Source organism: Glaciecola sp. 33A (assembly GCF_002836745.1).
Classification (GTDB): Bacteria; Pseudomonadota; Gammaproteobacteria; order Enterobacterales; family Alteromonadaceae; genus Glaciecola.
Map to the genome: position 1 here is coordinate 139,944 of NZ_PJAR01000036.1, position 16,685 is coordinate 156,628.

The 16,685-nt window shown below is 41.1% G+C and carries 8 protein-coding genes; 2 read left to right on the forward strand and 6 right to left on the reverse strand.

Annotated elements, in window-relative coordinates:
* Positions 1-8 precede the first annotated feature (8 nt).
* The gene (locus tag CXF81_RS07840) at positions 9-1,232 is read right to left on the reverse strand and encodes an acyl-CoA dehydrogenase family protein (RefSeq protein WP_101180809.1); all 1,224 of its coding nucleotides are present in this window, start codon (positions 1,230-1,232) and stop codon (positions 9-11) included.
* A 34-nt stretch (positions 1,233-1,266) separates the two neighbouring features.
* Positions 1,267-1,938 (reverse strand): histidine phosphatase family protein, encoded by a 672-nt coding sequence (locus CXF81_RS07845; protein WP_101180810.1) that lies wholly within the window; start codon positions 1,936-1,938, stop codon positions 1,267-1,269.
* A 176-nt stretch (positions 1,939-2,114) separates the two neighbouring features.
* Here CXF81_RS07845 and hemN point away from each other — a divergent pair, with 176 nt between their 5' ends.
* On the forward strand, positions 2,115-3,497 hold the full coding sequence (hemN, locus tag CXF81_RS07850; RefSeq protein WP_101180811.1) for an oxygen-independent coproporphyrinogen III oxidase: 1,383 nt from the start codon (positions 2,115-2,117) through the stop codon (positions 3,495-3,497).
* A gap of 13 nt (positions 3,498-3,510) precedes the next feature.
* Here hemN and CXF81_RS07855 read toward each other — a convergent pair whose 3' ends face one another.
* The gene (locus CXF81_RS07855) at positions 3,511-5,913 is read right to left on the reverse strand and encodes a zinc-dependent metalloprotease (RefSeq protein WP_101180812.1); all 2,403 of its coding nucleotides are present in this window, start codon (positions 5,911-5,913) and stop codon (positions 3,511-3,513) included.
* Positions 5,914-6,156: 243 nt separating this feature from the next.
* On the opposite strand from CXF81_RS07855, the gene CXF81_RS07860 reads away from it, so the two are divergent.
* Entirely contained in the window at positions 6,157-6,561 is a 405-nt protein-coding gene (locus CXF81_RS07860; RefSeq protein ID WP_101180813.1) for a hypothetical protein, read from the forward strand.
* A gap of 34 nt (positions 6,562-6,595) precedes the next feature.
* Here the strand turns inward: CXF81_RS07860 and recD are convergent, their stop codons facing one another.
* Genes recD through recC form a run of 3 tightly spaced genes read right to left on the reverse strand, consistent with a single transcriptional unit; the run spans position 6,596 to position 16,268 of the window.
* Positions 6,596-8,791 carry an exodeoxyribonuclease V subunit alpha gene (recD, locus tag CXF81_RS07865; protein WP_101180814.1) on the reverse strand — a complete coding sequence of 732 codons (2,196 nt, stop codon included), beginning with the start codon at positions 8,789-8,791 and terminating at the stop codon, positions 6,596-6,598.
* A gap of 4 nt (positions 8,792-8,795) precedes the next feature.
* A complete protein-coding gene (locus CXF81_RS07870) occupies positions 8,796-12,659 on the reverse strand; it encodes a UvrD-helicase domain-containing protein (protein WP_101180815.1) in 3,864 nt (1,287 codons plus the stop codon).
* Positions 12,660-12,662: 3 nt separating this feature from the next.
* Entirely contained in the window at positions 12,663-16,268 is a 3,606-nt protein-coding gene (gene recC, locus CXF81_RS07875) for an exodeoxyribonuclease V subunit gamma (protein WP_232771841.1), read from the reverse strand.
* Positions 16,269-16,685 lie beyond the last annotated feature (417 nt).

Genomic DNA, 16,685 nt, shown 5'->3' on the forward strand with positions numbered 1-16,685 from the left:
AATTTGATTTACTTATTCTTGGCAGACATTTGCTGAACTAAATTCCTACCCAATTGCATCATATGCACTTGATCAGGGCCATCAGCCAATCGAATAGTGCGCGCATAAGCTAGTTTTTCACTCAAGGTTGTGTCTTGTGACGTTCCCTCTGCACCGTGAATTTGAATCGCTTCATCAATTACTTCACAGGCCATTTTAGGAGCAACAATTTTAATTGCGGCAATAATATTTTTCGCAACTTTATTGCCATACTTATCCATATGGTCTGCCGCTTTTAATGTCAGTAATCTAGCTTGTTCAATTTTGCAATACATCTGCGCTAAACTCTCGCGTACAGATTGCTGTTTGCTCAAGGGCTGACCAAAAGCAATACGTTCTTCAACTCGCGCACATGCTTCATCTAATGCTCGTTGAGCACAACCAATAAGGCGCATACAGTGATGGATCCGACCCGGACCCAAACGACCTTGAGCAATTTCAAAACCTTTACCTTCACCCACGAGTAAGCTGCTAGCTGGCACCCGTACGTTCTCGAAAAGGATTTCGGCATGACCAACTGGCTGATCGAGGTAGCCCATCGCGGACATCGGGCGAACGATAGTCACACCAGCTGTATCTAGAGGTACTAAAATTTGAGATTGCTGTTCATGCCTAGCCGCTGTGGTGTCAGTTTTACCCATTACCACCATTATCCTGCAGTTTTCGTTCATTGCACCGCTGGTATACCATTTGCGTCCATTAACAACATACTCATCGCCTTCACGCTGAATTGACGTTTCAATATTGGTTGCATCTGAAGAGGCCACTGCGGGTTCTGTCATCGCAAATGCCGAACGCAGTTCACCATTTAGCAGGGGCTCTAGCCATTTTTTTTGCTGCTCTGAATTACCATACTTTGCCAATACTTCCATATTACCGGTATCAGGGGCACTGCAGTTGAATACTTCTGAGCTCCACAATACACGGCCCATCAATTCACAAAGTGGTGCATACTCAAGATTCGTTAACCCTGCGCCATATGGTAGATATTCGCTCGGTAAAAACAAATTCCATAAACCGGCTTCTTTGGCTTTTACCTTTAGGTCATGCATCAATTGCGGAGTGACCCATGGATTTTCGGATTGGTGCACCAAGTCATGATAAATAGCTTCATTTGGATAGATATTTTCATCCATAAACGCCTGCAATTTATCAATTAAATTTTGCGTTTTTTCAGTGTAATCAAAGTTCATATTCGCCCCATGCTTAAGCTAGTTATTTAGTTTATTAACTGTATGTAATTAATGATTTATGCTCCGGCAAATCTAAATGCCCCACATTATTGAAACTGCTTAGTTGAATACCTTCACGGTTAAAGAAAAAATGATTAATACTCGTGTTCTTAATTTGCAAATTAAAGTTAACCGTTTTATCTACTGTTAATGCCAACATATTCATCATCGTTATGGCAATTGCGCCACCTGAGCTTGCCACCAGCACATTCTTAGCGTCTGATGCACAAATACGCTCTACTGCATCTGCAACACGGCCTGTAAATTGATCCCATGATTCAGGTAGGTTGTTACCAATTTCCTGTTGAGACCAAGCGAACATCGCACTCTTTAATAAGCGATAGAATTCGGATCTTGGCGAATCGTCAGCAGGACGCATCAGAGGATTAACGGCTAAATAGGCACTCACAACTGCGTCAAAGTCAAATTCGTTCCAACCCGAGTCGGTAATAACAGGTATCGCAGTTTCACCGCCTTTCTGTATACCTGCAGCCGTTTCCTTGTGCCTGCGCATATCGCCCGTTACCACACTATCAAATGCAATATCGCGCTCTGCAAAGTACTGTCCTAATAACAACGACTGTTTATGTCCGATGTCACTCAACTTGTCATAGTCTGCTGCGCCAAAGGACGCCTGACCGTGACGAACGAGATATAATTGAGCCATGTATTGTTCCTTTTAAGTGTAAACAAAATGTTATGTTCTTTGGTAGCATAAGGGTAATTGATTGTTGTGATATAGGGTTATTCATGAATTGTATGGAAACCTGTTTGAGATCAACTTCATACTAACAGTCTTGACCTATAATCTTGCATCAATCAATTAATAATGTAGGAGATAATATGGCAGATCTTAAGTATTTCGATAAAAAAGTACTGAATAAATACAATACAGCAGGACCAAGATATACGTCTTATCCTACCGCATTGTCATTTCATGACGAATTTACTGATGCCGATTTTGAGTTTCAGATTAAGCAAAAATCTAACAGTAAAAGCGCTCAGCATTTATCCCTATACTTACATATTCCCTTTTGTCATTCTCTTTGTTATTACTGTGGCTGCAATAAAATAGTGACCCGCCAAAAGGATAGGGCCGACAAATATCTTGAATTTCTGTTTAAAGAAATTAGCCACCGTGGTGCGCAATTTACTAACTATAAAATAAGCCAATTACATTTGGGTGGCGGTACTCCCAGTTTCTTAGACAAACAGCAATTGGCCAGACTGATGGCGCACTTACAGGATAACTTTCGTTTCAATGCAGATGTCGAAGCCAGTATAGAAATTGATCCTCGCGAGATTAAATTGAGTTACGTAGATGATTTAGCTGCCGTTGGCTTCAACCGTTTAAGTATTGGCGTTCAAGACACCAATAGAGAAGTGCAAGTAAAAATAAATCGTGTACAAAGTACTGAATTCATTAACGCATTGGTGACTCGGGCTAAAGAGTTTAGCTTTTCATCAATCAATTTAGATTTGATTTATGGCTTACCTATGCAAACCTTTGATACCTTTTTAACGACCTTGCAAAAAGTCGTCGAAATTGACCCTGATCGAATCTCGCTTTTTAGTTATGCACATATGCCTCAGCAGTTCCCGGCACAGCGAAAAATTAAAGATGAATGGTTACCTAGCGCACATGCAAAATTTGATTTATTACGCCTCGGTATCGAGTTTTTAACCAAAGCAGGTTATGTGTTTATCGGCATGGACCATTTTGCAAAACCTAATGACGAATTAAGTAAAGCCTTAAACGCGGGTCACCTGCATCGAAATTTTCAGGGCTATACGCCAAAACAACATAATGCGCTGTTGGGCTTAGGTGTGTCTTCAATCAGCAGCATTGAGAACATATATGCGCAAAACACCAAAGATCTAAAAACGTATTACGAGGCAATTGAAAACAAACAATCAGCTTTAATAAAAGGCCTAGTATTAAATTTTGATGATAAAGCACGCAGAGCCGTCATTCACTCCTTAATGTGTAATTTTCAGCTTAGTAAAAAAGAAATATCCGAACAATTTGGAATTGATTTTGATGATTACTTTGCTAAATCGATTGCAGATTTAAGTGGATTTGAGCGTGACGGGCTAATTTCAATGAATGACACTCATATCAGAATTGCAGACCGCGGCAGGCTTTTGGTTCGCAATATCTGTATGAGCTTTGATCAACACTTATCTCAGCACGCGCATAATATGCGCTACAGCCGAGTTATTTGAGTGCTCAAAACCACTAAATGGGAGAACCCGGTGGCAATTGCTTAACCGCAAAACTTCCCAACCATTCGTTCGACGTCCAATAATGCTCAATGTACTTCAGTAATACCTTGCCTTGAGCACTTTTGTCTTTCTCGGCTAACCAACTCTGATACTGTAATAATTCGCCTAGCATCGCTAACTTAACTTCGGGTGACAATTCATCGGCATTCAAAACATCAAAGAAAACATTTAGCGCAACGTGCTTAATACGTTGTTCCAAAATACCCTCAGAGCTCGTCTTCACTAACGTCTCAAATACCACGTTAAGCACTTTTTGAGCACTTGGAATCCGCGTATCCAAAGAATGTTGATACGCCAATCGGTTTAACCTTATTGGCTCCAACAAAGTAGTGATAGCATAAGCTGATGCTGCCTCAGCTGCGCTGACTGGGTCAAACACAATCCCCATTCTACCATTGGTACTTTCTCTGTTTCGACTGCTACCATAAGCTTTGGGGTTAATCAGTTTTGCTAGCGCTGGCTGTATTGCTAGATAATCCGCTGACGCTGCATTGACAACCATTTCGGCTGCTTTAAGTTGCGTTTCTCCAGCGACAAACGCACTGCCTTTGAGTGGTGCGTTTAGCTCTTTTTGCTCATATTCATAGATAACGCCGGACACTTGTTTTACTAGTGCATCCAACTGATATCTGTGTGAATAATATATCGGGACGAGACGCTCCTCAAGCGAAGACAAGTCGGCACCGACTGGCAATGAATTAGCACCGAAGCGCGATAAGGCAAACTTTCGGACCGCACTTATCCTTGCAAATTCGTCAACTGGGCTCTTACCGTTATCCCATAAATGACCATCACTTGATGCTCTTTCGCTAATTCTAGTATCAGGATCTGATTTATATAAAAAGCCACTCTTCCTTGCTTGCGAAATTAATGCGCTTAACGCTTTCTTTTCATCGGCATCAGCAAGATCCTGATACCCATAAGCAATGACATACTTATCCCAATCACCGATCCCTTTGTCGTATGCATTTTCGAGCGAAATTTCACCATTTTCCAAACTGATAAGTGGATGTGGATAGTCCATCACCGACGCACGATTATTTTCACTTGCGGCGAAGTTATGTGCGATGCCTAAGGTATGACCAACTTCATGCGCCGATAATTGCCTAATACGGTCCAACGCCATCGCTAACTGTGAATTTGTATTGGCTTTTCCTGTACTTTGGTCATCAAAAGGACTCGTCATACCAAGTGCAATTAAGAAATCTTGTCTTACTCGCAACGAACCTAACGTCACATGCCCTTTTATGATTTCACCTGTCCGCGGATCAATAACCGAACTACCGTAAGACCAACCTCGCGTCGCTCTGTGAACCCATTGGATCACGTTATAGCGCGCGTCCATCGGATCGGCATCTTCAGGCAGTACTTTGACTTGAAATGCATTCTTATAACCGGCAGCAGCAAATGCTTGATCCCACCATAACGCACCTTCTTTTAATGCGCTCATAACTGGCTCTGGGATACCCGGGTCTAAATAATAAATAATCGGCTTTACCGGTTCACTTATCTCTGCATTAGGATTCATTTTTGACAAACGGTGGCGTGGAATAAACTTCTGTTCGATTTCAGCATCCAAGGGTGCTGAGTAATCATGAAAACTGTGTTTCAAAAATCCGGAATAAGGATGGAAAACGCGTGGTTTATAGCCATCGTCAGGTAAAGCGAGAAACGAATGATGTAGATGTACAGAAACACTTTTTGCATCAGGCGTTACTTGTCGAATGTATCGACCTTTTGGCGTACCGGCAAAGGTAACTAGTGCTTCAAGTTCAGTATTACGCGCAAATGCCTTTGTTTTGGGTAAATAAATGCCAGAACGAGCGCTATCTATTAAATAACTACCCTGTCCGGTTTGACTTAACTGCTCGGTAATACCATGCACGTCGGATAACAAAAAAGCGGTGTAATCAATATAGATTTTACCAGCGCTTTCATGTGCAACTTCAAACCCAGCGATAACTGAATCAGCAAAAGCTTCATCAATACTGTTACGTTCGGCAACGTTGCTTGAACTTGCGCGATAATCGGTATTAAGTTGCTTCAATAATATTTTGTTACCAAAACGTTGGAACTCAACTAGACGAGTGTCTCCTAACTGACCTCGGTCTAGTCCAATATCATTTGAACCAATGCCGTGCGGTAAGCTACTTTGAAATAGCATTTTTTGATTAAGTTGAGCAACATCTAATGCCAAGTAAACTTTGTCGTCACTATTAGAATATACAATTTCTACAAAGCCAGACATTGCTTGTTTAGCCTGTAAAAAGTCTTCTTTATCTTGCGCCTGAACTACTTGTGATAAGCATAGCAAAACTAAAACAAAGACAGAACTCATGCACTTCGTCAAACTCATTTGTCACCACTCCTTATAATTTCTATAATTTCTATAATTTCTATATTTTTGTTATTTTTGTTATTTTGTGTGCACATTGCTTGATCTGAATCATCAGCAAAGATAAATATTTAACCTAGAATTTGATCTCACTTATGACGCTAACAACACCTTTTTATTTACTCTCACAACTAAGATGCGTTGTCGCAAGCCCAACTGCGTATGCTTAGAAGTAAAATCACAGGTGTCTAAGGGAAAGAAACTATGCCTCACTCTGAAGCTAATGGCAACTTAGAAGAAAAGTCAAAATACAAAATCTTATCTTTGGTTGCAGACGAAGTAACAGAGATAACATTATCAGATCTACCCGTGTTTGGCGCTAGTCTTACCTTTAGAGAAGATATCGCCACTTTACAAAATAGTATTGTTGCTCCAAGCCAACAAATCGGTTGGATTGAACGCTCGTCATTGACTAAGTTAGCTTGTTTAAACCAACAACACTATTTTGATGCCCAGCACTTTATGCGCGTTAACAAAAACCAATTATTCTTTTCTAAAACCGTAAAAGTGCACACCGTTAATACTGACTTAAATAACTCTAAACAAATTCTTACCTTTTCCATTGTACCTGACACTAAGAGCCCTGTGGTGGTAAAAATAAAACGCTAGGAATTTAATTAGACGGCTAAATTAGTATCCAAATTTAGCTAGTCAACTTTCGTTTTAAGCCACTAAATCGTGTTGATGTTTTTCCTATGCAATCGTTAAGCACCGGCAAGCTAGCTATAATACCAATACTTTGTTTTGCTCTAGTGACTCCGGTATAAAGTAATTCTCGGCTCAAATGCTGGCTACTATGAAGCATCGCGTTGTTGGCCACTATATTGGGAAGTAAAATATCAACGTGCTCAAACTCCGAGCCCTGAGTTTTATGAATTGTCATTGCATAAACTAATTCAAACGCAGGTAGCGAAATAAAACTGAATGACTGGTGAGTTTCAGGCATATCGGGATCTGGGAAGCATGCCCTCAATTGACCGTCTTCATTGCTCCAAATAACACCAATATCACCGTTGAATAAATGTAAACGGTAATCGTTTTGAACAATCATGATTGGCATGCCACGATACATTTGTCCAACATCAATGTGTGAAAAACGTTTTCTTAGTTGTTGTTCAATTTGAGTATTCATAAACTCTGTGCCCAGGCGACCTTTTTTAGTCGCAGACAACAGTCTGTATTGCTTTAATCGCTGGATCGCCTGATCGACATCACGACTTTCAAATATACACGCATAACGCTGCGCAATTTGCTCTAATAATGTGTTTTTTAACGTCCCTGCCTGCGTGTAAGCATCTTCATGCCAGGTAATAACCGGCGTTTCTGGCTCTGTTATTGGCAGTGATAATTGCGCTGTTGTTTGCTTATTATCAAAATTAGACGCTTCACTATCAATTTTAGCGCCCGACAACAGTTCTGCAAAAGGCGCCAACTGGCCCAGCAGTATATTCTGTGCCAGTTGCGTTATTTCATTTTGCGAACGCATGCTTTTTTGTAAAAATGTAACGTGATTACAGTAGATTGAATTTCCATTATTCGCGTTCGTACTTGCGCAACTATTCGCTTCAAGTTCACTATGCTCGTCCGCATTCATCTTATTCTGACGAATGTTCGTCGCAAAACCAGGCAGTAATTCACTTAGTAATTGCTTATGTGATTGACTATAAATCCCCGAATAGTCGCCTAGTATTGCAGCATCCTGCCAAGCAGTTTGATTAACCAAGTCCTTTAATAATCCACCACTCTCCACCGACGGAAGCTGATTTGCATCTCCAATTAAGACTAATTTTGCAGTTTTAGGAAGTGCACGTAACAACTTAGCCATCATGGCTAAATCAATCATAGACACTTCATCTATCACCAAAAAATCACAATCTAATTGTTTTTTGTGGTTGTACTTTGGCTCGATACCATACATCCCTAAGCCAAGTAGACGATGAATTGTTTTTGCTTGGATCATCGGCATTAAGTCAGTAATCAATGTCATCACTTGGTTTTCTTTATTCGAATTAAGTAATTGCGTAAATTCAACCAAAATAGATTCATTTAAGCGTTGTGCCGCCTTTCCTGTTGGGGCGGCTAGCATCAACTTCACCCGAGTTGATGAATCCTTCTTTTGTGTGTACAGCCAAGATAATAATAGTCGAGCAACAGTGTAGGTTTTACCTGTCCCTGCGCCACCGCTGATAATTGAGGTTTGCGAAATAAGCCCATTGGCTGCAGATACCTGCTGCCAGTCAATACCCTGACCCGCTTTAGCCGGGAATAGCGTTGGCCAAAGTTCATCAGCGCATTGTTTTAGGCTCCTAAACGCAGGTTCAGAATCAACTAAGAACTGTGTTTGTTGTTGTTTAAAAAAATCAGCGACTTCATTTTCGTAGTTTGCATATCGTCCACTATATAAATTCGGTTCATCCCATTGTATGTCGTTTCTTGACGGAGAAATGGTCTCAAAACGTTGAATAACATCACTGAGCTTTGCCGCGCTTACAAACACAAAACCGGCTTTAAGTTTGGCACCCTGTTGGTTAAAACTTGAACCATATTGAGTAACATCTGCCTCTGACCAGCAGGTCTTTTCTGCGATCGCAGCAATGTCGAGGCAACTGTGCCCTTGCCTTTGAAAATATGAGAGTGCCAATAGCACATGAAAGAGTTGCTCAAGTGATTTTTGATCGTTGAAAAAATCATTTTCGGCATCAACCTCAAGCCGTTTGATAATTGCATTGTTAGCAAAATAGTAATCGATGGATTGAATATCATGCAACGCTAGCAAACAATCAGAGCACGACGAATAACCGGTCTGTTTTGCTATTGATGAAGGCAGAGAAAACAACATGCTTTTAACCCTCTGCCTTAGTTGGCTCAAACAGGTTTTCGAGCAAGTCTATATACTGCTTGTCTACTTTATCAAAAAACACGCCGCTAGATCCATCGGCAAGTTGATTGTCAGGTGACATACCACGCAAATATAAATAAAAAACGCCGCCAAAATGGGTTTCAAAAGAATAGTCGCCAAGCTGCTGCTTTAAATACTTGTGCAGGGCCAATGAGTACAGTAAGTATTGTAAGTCATACAAATGCTGTTGATTGTTTTCATGCAATTTCTCAGTGCTGTAGTGCCTCGCGGAATCGCCCAAATGAGTCGATTTATAGTCAGCAACAAAGTACTTGCCGTCATACTCAAATATGAGGTCAATAAACCCATGCATCATCCCGCTGAGCTCAGGAATATCAGCCATCGATATATTTAGCGCAGACAAACCTCTATTCTTTCTCAAGTGCTGGCGGTATTGTTGCAGTACTTTTGCCACGTGCCTCACTTTTAAGTGCGGCATTGGGAAGTAAAATTCGGCTTCGCGTAACGTATGCTTAACGGCTAAGTCTGCCAAACAGAAGTCATTAATAAGCGGCGTCTTTAGACAGCAATCTAGCCACTCAAAAAGCGCCACAATCTCTTTTTCTTGCAAGACCTTATACTTTGATAATGCGACAGTTGAAGCACTTCCCCAATCAGGTGAATGAAAATCAACTTGCTCTAAAATATCATGCAACAGGTTTCCGGTATCCGCACCTTTTTCGAGTTGATACCTGATGGCCAACAAATTTTCACTGGTATTGTGTGATGTTTGCGCTGAGGCCTGATCTAGCAGCTCATCTGTTCTCGTCTCAATACTAACAATCTTATGTTCATTCTCTGTTTCAATTGCATGCAAGGAAATTTGATTCGGCGATGCTACATCGTAATAACTGTTATTATCGCTTTTGTGAAAGCGCGACAAATTTGAAAATGAGCTGATTATCCATGCCGACCGTTTAGCTAATTTTGCGTCCACAAAAACGGGCACCGGAATTTCAGCAGGCGCTTGATAAGTACTTGACATAACGGGGCTTATATCAACATTCACAGCACAGCTACTGCTGTGCAAAGCGCCATTCGCAGATACTGCATCGTTGGTTTCAAACACATGCGTAGTCAGCCAATCCATCACCTGTAAATGAGCAGGGACTTCAGATTTACAATCGTTCAGGCTTTCATTGGGAATGCCTAAGGCTAAATTTAGCGCTGACTCACTATTACTAATGTCGTTTACTATCCCCAAGTAACAACGATACTCTGCTCGAGTCACCGCGACATAGATTAAGCGCATTTTTTCAGCATGCTCTTGCTTCGCATATTCATCCAAGCTCGCGTGCGTTGCACCTAATTGATAAATCGATTGTGCATTTTGCATATCTTGGTATTTGAAATGTTGAATGGTACTTCTTTTTCTTTTACGTGGGTCTTTATATTTATTCCCAAAAGGAACGAACACAATAGGATACTCTAACCCTTTTGAACCATGTTGCGTCACTATTTTTATTAAATTGGCATCACTCTCAAGACGCAATTGCACTTCTTCATCCGCAACGTGATCAAATATCTGGTGGCTCAACCAAGCCAGTTGCTGTTCGGGTAACTTATTGAGAACAGCATTTTTAGCCATCGCCTCAGCCAAATGCATCATGTTTGTTACACTTCGCTCCGGTGAAGTTTGTGGCTCATAGTTTTCTTTTATTAGTGTCAACAAAAGACTAAAAATGCCAAGTTGCGCCCACTTTTCTTTAAATTCAAAACAACTAACGACCAGTTTTTCCCATTCGGGGTGCGCTAAGTCGCCATGTAATTCAAGCAATTTTTTTTGCTGATCCTGCGGTGACATGTGTTTAACAATAACCCGACTCAACAACGAGCTATTCACGCCCGCAACCAAGGTTGATCTGTTTGTACTATGTAAAATCGCATCCAATACTCTATACAACTCCGTCGCTTGAGAGCTTGAAAACAGTGGCGTTTTATCACTTAAATAAACTGACGTTAAGCCAACCGCAGCCAAACTGTTTTTAACCAGCGTTGCCTCTATCCTGTCTTTTACTAATACCGCAATATCGGCTGGGACAACCTTGTTGTCACCAATTTTAGCATCGACCAGCAAGCGCATTATTTCAAGTGAGCTCCAATCTAATACTTGTTGTTCTAACTCAACCTTTTTCCTCTTGATATTGTCATTACCACTTGAGGTTTTAGCGCCATCCGAAGATAACATATAGGTCATTGCGGTTCTTGCAACTAAAGGGTCAAACAAAGGTGCACTGGCGGCTTTTGACAGTGCTGTGGATTTTATGACCTCATACTCAATGTCAAAACCAAACACCGGGCGGGATTGCTCTTTCAACAATGAATGCCCCCAAAACAGCCGATTATAACCCGTCACCATTTGTGCACTAGAACGCCAGTTAGTGTCCATCAACCACACATGGTCGGCGTCTTGCTTAGCGGCAAGATAAACAAAAATGTCACCGCCTCTAAACCCATAAATCGCCTGTTTTGGATCACCTATCATCAATAACAAACTATTTTTGTCTGCCTTCGGATAAAGTTGGTCGAGTATTTGATATTGATGACGGTCGGTATCTTGAAATTCATCCACTAATGCAACCGGAAATTGACGTCGGATTGAGTCAAGTAAATTTGCATCCTGAGTTTGCAGGGCATTTGAAAATACACTAATGAGATCGTCAAATAACACAACATGTGCCTTCTTCTTTGCCATCTCAACCCGCTCACGAATAGCGTAGACTCCCTCTTTCACAACCCCAAGCACTGCTGTCAATTGCGCATTCTTTTCTAATTGCTTTGCGCTTTGTTCAAGCCATTTTTTAATCTCAGCTCTAAGTGCTTTTAGTGGCTCCAAGATGACTTTAGCCTCAGGTGAGGATCGGAAGCGATTGCCATTAATAAAATCACCCATTTCTGGTGGCACACTTAAAACTTGCAGCAAGTCGACATGCTTATCATCTACATAGCCAGCATCTTGCTGCAATGGTAGTTTGGGAGCAGTGGCATTAATATTCACACCCTCATTGAGCGTTATGTACCCTAGTAACGTCTCAAACCAAGCCATGATCAGATGCCACTCTTGTGTGCGTTTGCTCTCATCCTTATGACCGAAAACGGCAGCCTCGAACACCGCAGTTTGGTTTTGTTGCAAGTGCTTAAATAGCTGTTTAATAACATCCACTTGCGCATACAGTTGACGTCTTAAGTTTGCACTTTCATCTGCCTGGACTTGAGCCATTGTCACCTGAGTCAGTGCTAGATCTGAAGAAATTGCTGACCTAAATTCGTTAAAGAAGTTATCAGGGATATGCCAATTCTTTGTGGATAACAGGGCAAAACTGGCTGTATTTTTGGTCGCTACTCTTAAATAGTCTTGCACACCTTGTAACAGCAGTTCCGTAGGATCGGTGACTAACTCCAGTTCTAAATCGGCCTTTAACGAGACAGCAAATTGTTGTAATACCCGTTGACAAAAACCATGTATGGTAAATATAGAGGCTTCATCGAGTGATAAAAGTGCCGCGGTTAGCAACGCATCACCTTCCTCAAGACCCACTCTACTGATTAGCGTTTGTGTGAAATGCGATTGTTTATCCGCATGCCACTCATCATGAATTTCCAGCAAAAATGTGGCGACTCGACCCTTTATTTCCTCAGTGGCCGCTCGCGTATAGGTCATTACCAAAATTTCTTGTACTGACAATTTTTTTTCAAGGATTAAGCGCGCGTATAAACGCGTGATGTTAAATGTTTTACCAGTCCCTGCACTCGCTTCTATTAAATGGCGACTATGCAATTCAAGGTTAAGAGGATCAAGTTGTAACATAAATTATGTCCTCGCCTTTTTGCTGCTTTTAATGCTCATGTGTTTTTTTAAAGGCTGATAAATAGATAACAAGTCGCGTATAGTTTGTCTGTCTGTTTCAACATAATGGGGAAAATAATGCGTAAAATATTTATCGATTACAAACTGTGAAGGAAAATTTCCTGCATCAAAAAACGTCGACCATATGTTTGCAATTTCAGGATGTTGATAGTACGCGTCAGCGCATGCAATGTCGGGTATGAAATCGGGATCAGATTGTATACCCGACATTAGTTTGTCAGCAAGGTCAGGCGCAATGAGCAAAGGGCTTGCATTGCCACGATTGAAAATATCCAACAAATTAGACAAATAAGCACGTGCCTGCTCTTGTTCAATAAAGGTAAATTCTTCTGTTTTTATCGACACTACCTTTGACTGTGGAGTTTTAATAATGCAAATTGTATAACTGCTTAAATTGGGCTCAACAACGTCAGTTTCATCAGCCACCTCGTTGTTAGATGAAGTGAGTGGCTTAGTCAATGCGCACACAATAAGATGCTTGATCCATGTACCTATAAGATGACGACTGCTATTACCCGTTAGGCTATAGTCAACTGCGCCGCGCAAATTTGATAAATCAAAATGAAAATCAATCAACGTATTCGACATACTCAACTGCCCACTGAGGACTTCCTCTGATACATACTTAGACAGCTCCTTAACCAGTTTTTGGCTGTGCTCGGCGTTTTCATCAATGAGTGCCTCAGAATTAGGATAATCAGGAAACTTGCCTGATAACATCAAGCCCGTTTTCATTGTATTCAACACGTCTTGTTTTTGTTCTTGTGGGAAACCAGCTTTCTCGCATTCTAGCAAACAATCAATAAAATCAGACTTCATTAAATAAACATCTAGTCCATTTTCAATGAAGGGTTCAGTATCGGATAATCTTGATTCAATATCATCCAGCCAGAGGCCTTGGCTATTATTTGCAAAAAATTCGACAGGCTTTTTGAAAAATCTGACCAAATCAGCCAGTCTCACTTTTTGTTTAACGCCTAATTGCGGGCTTTGATTTGTAATCAATTCCTGTTGCGGAAGTCCATCCATAGTTGCCTGTATTGTTGACACTTCATGGTCATGCTTTACCTGCTGGACTGGAGCTGGAGCGATAGCAGGCGGCGCATTATTTACCGAATTCAAGCTGGCCATCAATCTATACCAACCCTTATCAAAGTTTTGTTGTACTTTTGGTGACAAATGTTGATTGCTATTTTGTTGCGACAAAAAGCCATTAATACTGAAAGGATGCAATGGTTGCTGGCTGACTTGATCAAATTGATGGTATTTTTTTAAGTAAGCTAAAAATTCGCTTAACACCAAACTTGACTCTCTGCTTTTATTATCTCGTATACCTCGGCCTTGGTAGCTAAGATATAATGCAGTTCGGGCTGACAAAATGGCTTCCAAAAACAAATATCTGTCATCACCTCTGCGTGACCTATCGCCAACTTGGCGCCCTAAATGATTAACCAAATCCATATCAACAAAGGTCGATTGCCGAGGGAATTCACCATCGTTCAAGCCTAAAACTGCAATAATTTTAAACGGTATACTACGCATTGGCATCATCGAACAAAAAGTCACTTGCCCGGTCATAAACTGATTTTGACTGTCCGGTGAGGTAAATGCATTTTGCAGTGCTTGGCGAAGCGTTTGGTAACTCCATTTTCTATTCGCCGAACCGGCATTATCTGCCTGTATGTCGACAATTGCAGATACACCCAGATTGTCAGAAAATGACATTTGATAATGTTCAAAAAATTGGCCTAATGTGGTTGTGATAGTTTGCGAAGCGTATTGCTCGACAGAACTTGCATCAAATAAACTATCTCTCATCGCAAACAGAAACACTTTCCATTCATCCATAGTACGCGAACGCTTAAGAGAATCGCCATAGTTAGCCAACTTCTCCAGCAAGTGCAGCAATTTGCCAAAAGTGACGCTAAGCTGCCCCTCGACTTCATTTAAAGCTAATAATTTATCATCAATCAAGAGGTCGGTGTCTGCATGGCTGAACCCCTCTAACAAACGACTCATGCCCCAGTGCCAAGTAAACACGTCATTGGCTTTATCAATGCCCAATATGGACGATTTATGCTCAGCATCCAATCCCCAATGAATATTCGACTGCTGCACCCAATAAGCAAAAAGATCGAGTTCTGATGTGTTGATGTTATATTTTTTCATCACCGCTGGAAGGTGCACAAAACTCAAAAACTCAGTCACACTAAAGCGGCTGTCAGGCAGCGACATCAACTGCATAAACGCAGCAACTAACGGGTCTGCATCCAATGGATTACGGTCAGCAATCGAACATGGAATACGTTGTTTATCAACGTCATTAAGCTCCGTGATACTTTTACCAAATACAGCTTCTATGTAAGGTGAATAGTTTTCAATTGCCGGACACATAACGAGCACATCGCGCGGGCTAAGGTTATCGTCTGTACTAAACTGCTGTAACAAATAGTCATGCAGTACTTGCACTTCTCGCAATGCACTGTGACATGAACGCACGACCAACGAATGATCCTGCAAGGCCTCGGACGACGTTGTTGCGTCTACCGAGTGAGACGCTTCAACGGTCTCCCCTTGTAAAATATCGCGTTGAATTTTATGTAATAAGGTCGGTGTTAAATGTCGCTGTGGATAATCGGCATCAAATGCACTTATTTCATAATGCGACGATTGCGATAATAGATTGAATAGATCTTTACCTTGCTGTCCCAAGTTTCTCAGCAATGGGTTAATCGCTTGTTGTTCAACCCAAGCATCAATTTTGCCCTGTTGTAGTTGCTTTGCTAATGTTCTGTCTGAAACGGCATCGCCCCAATAATCTACGCACGGATTCAAGTGAAAAAAGTGAATTTGAGTGTACTGTGCTATTTGATTGAAGAATGCGAGCGTTTGCGGTGCCATTGTGTTTATCGCAAAGAAGTAAACTTCGCTTGGCAACAGATGGCTTTTCTTGTCTAGTTGCTCTAACGCTAATAGCTGAAGTCTAACCGGATGATTTGGTTCTTCTTTTGCTAGCTCGCACCAAATCCAGCGCTGCCAAGCTTCATGTTTTAGGGCAACTGTATTTTGCTGTTGCCAACTAACATCTTCTTGACCACTGCGTCCTTTAGATTGGGATGGCGTTAATACTGACTCCCCCTTCTCCCATGCAAGCAACCAACTTGGCCTAAACATAAGATATTGCTCAAGTGTGTCAGCAATCAATCTACTGATGTTGACTCGCTTATACTCGGCTGTTGTGTTGCTTTCTTGTTGCCAGTAGTCAGTCAGTGCCGCTTCAAAATTTTGCTGTTCAAATGCATCTGAGCTGAGTAACCTTTCAATGCGCCACAGCATGACCTCGCGCTTATATGTAGACTGCATTGGTACCTTGTCATGACCAAGAATATCGCGACAAAGTTGCCACACAAAACGCGTTGGCATCGGATAGTCTATATTCATTGCAATACCCGCATGCTCAGCCAACTGTAAATTGAGCCAATGCTGCATACCCGTGCTTTCTACTAACACTGTTTTCGCTTGCAAAATTGCTTGTTCGCTGTTACTCATAACAGCCTGTAGCAGATAACTTAAATGCTCTAATTTGTTTGAAGGATAGAGTGTTAGCAAGACTAATTTTTCTTATTATTGTTCAACAGAAGATGTTTATACTATGACATGAATTAGCAATCCTTAACACTGTGACGTGATAAATATTGCTATAAAAAGAGGTAGAAAAAACTCGGTAGACAAAGGACATTGTCTACCGAGCAAAAGGTGTTCCATGCCAACGCATCACACTAATAATACAAAGGATGTTTAATGAACACACACAACACCAATTATGTAGCAAAATCATTGCCAACTTATTTTAGTCAATAAAATCAAAAGTATAAAATAGTTACACCTTGTCACCATCACCTCAATGATGCCTTCCAGTGCATAAATGTTATTTTATGCACTATATTAGTGCTCGGCTTGTGCGCT

Coding starts and splice junctions, on each gene's coding strand:
- CXF81_RS07855 (WP_101180812.1), bottom strand. CDS start 5,913: ATGAGTTTGACGAAGTGCATGAGTTCTGTCTTTGTTTTAGTTTTGCTA.
- CXF81_RS07870 (WP_101180815.1), bottom strand. CDS start 12,659: ATGTTACAACTTGATCCTCTTAACCTTGAATTGCATAGTCGCCATTTA.
- CXF81_RS07840 (WP_101180809.1), bottom strand. CDS start 1,232: ATGAACTTTGATTACACTGAAAAAACGCAAAATTTAATTGATAAATTG.
- recC (WP_232771841.1), bottom strand. CDS start 16,268: ATGAGTAACAGCGAACAAGCAATTTTGCAAGCGAAAACAGTGTTAGTA.
- CXF81_RS07845 (WP_101180810.1), bottom strand. CDS start 1,938: ATGGCTCAATTATATCTCGTTCGTCACGGTCAGGCGTCCTTTGGCGCA.
- recD (WP_101180814.1), bottom strand. CDS start 8,791: ATGTTGTTTTCTCTGCCTTCATCAATAGCAAAACAGACCGGTTATTCG.
- hemN (WP_101180811.1), top strand. CDS start 2,115: ATGGCAGATCTTAAGTATTTCGATAAAAAAGTACTGAATAAATACAAT.
- CXF81_RS07860 (WP_101180813.1), top strand. CDS start 6,157: ATGCCTCACTCTGAAGCTAATGGCAACTTAGAAGAAAAGTCAAAATAC.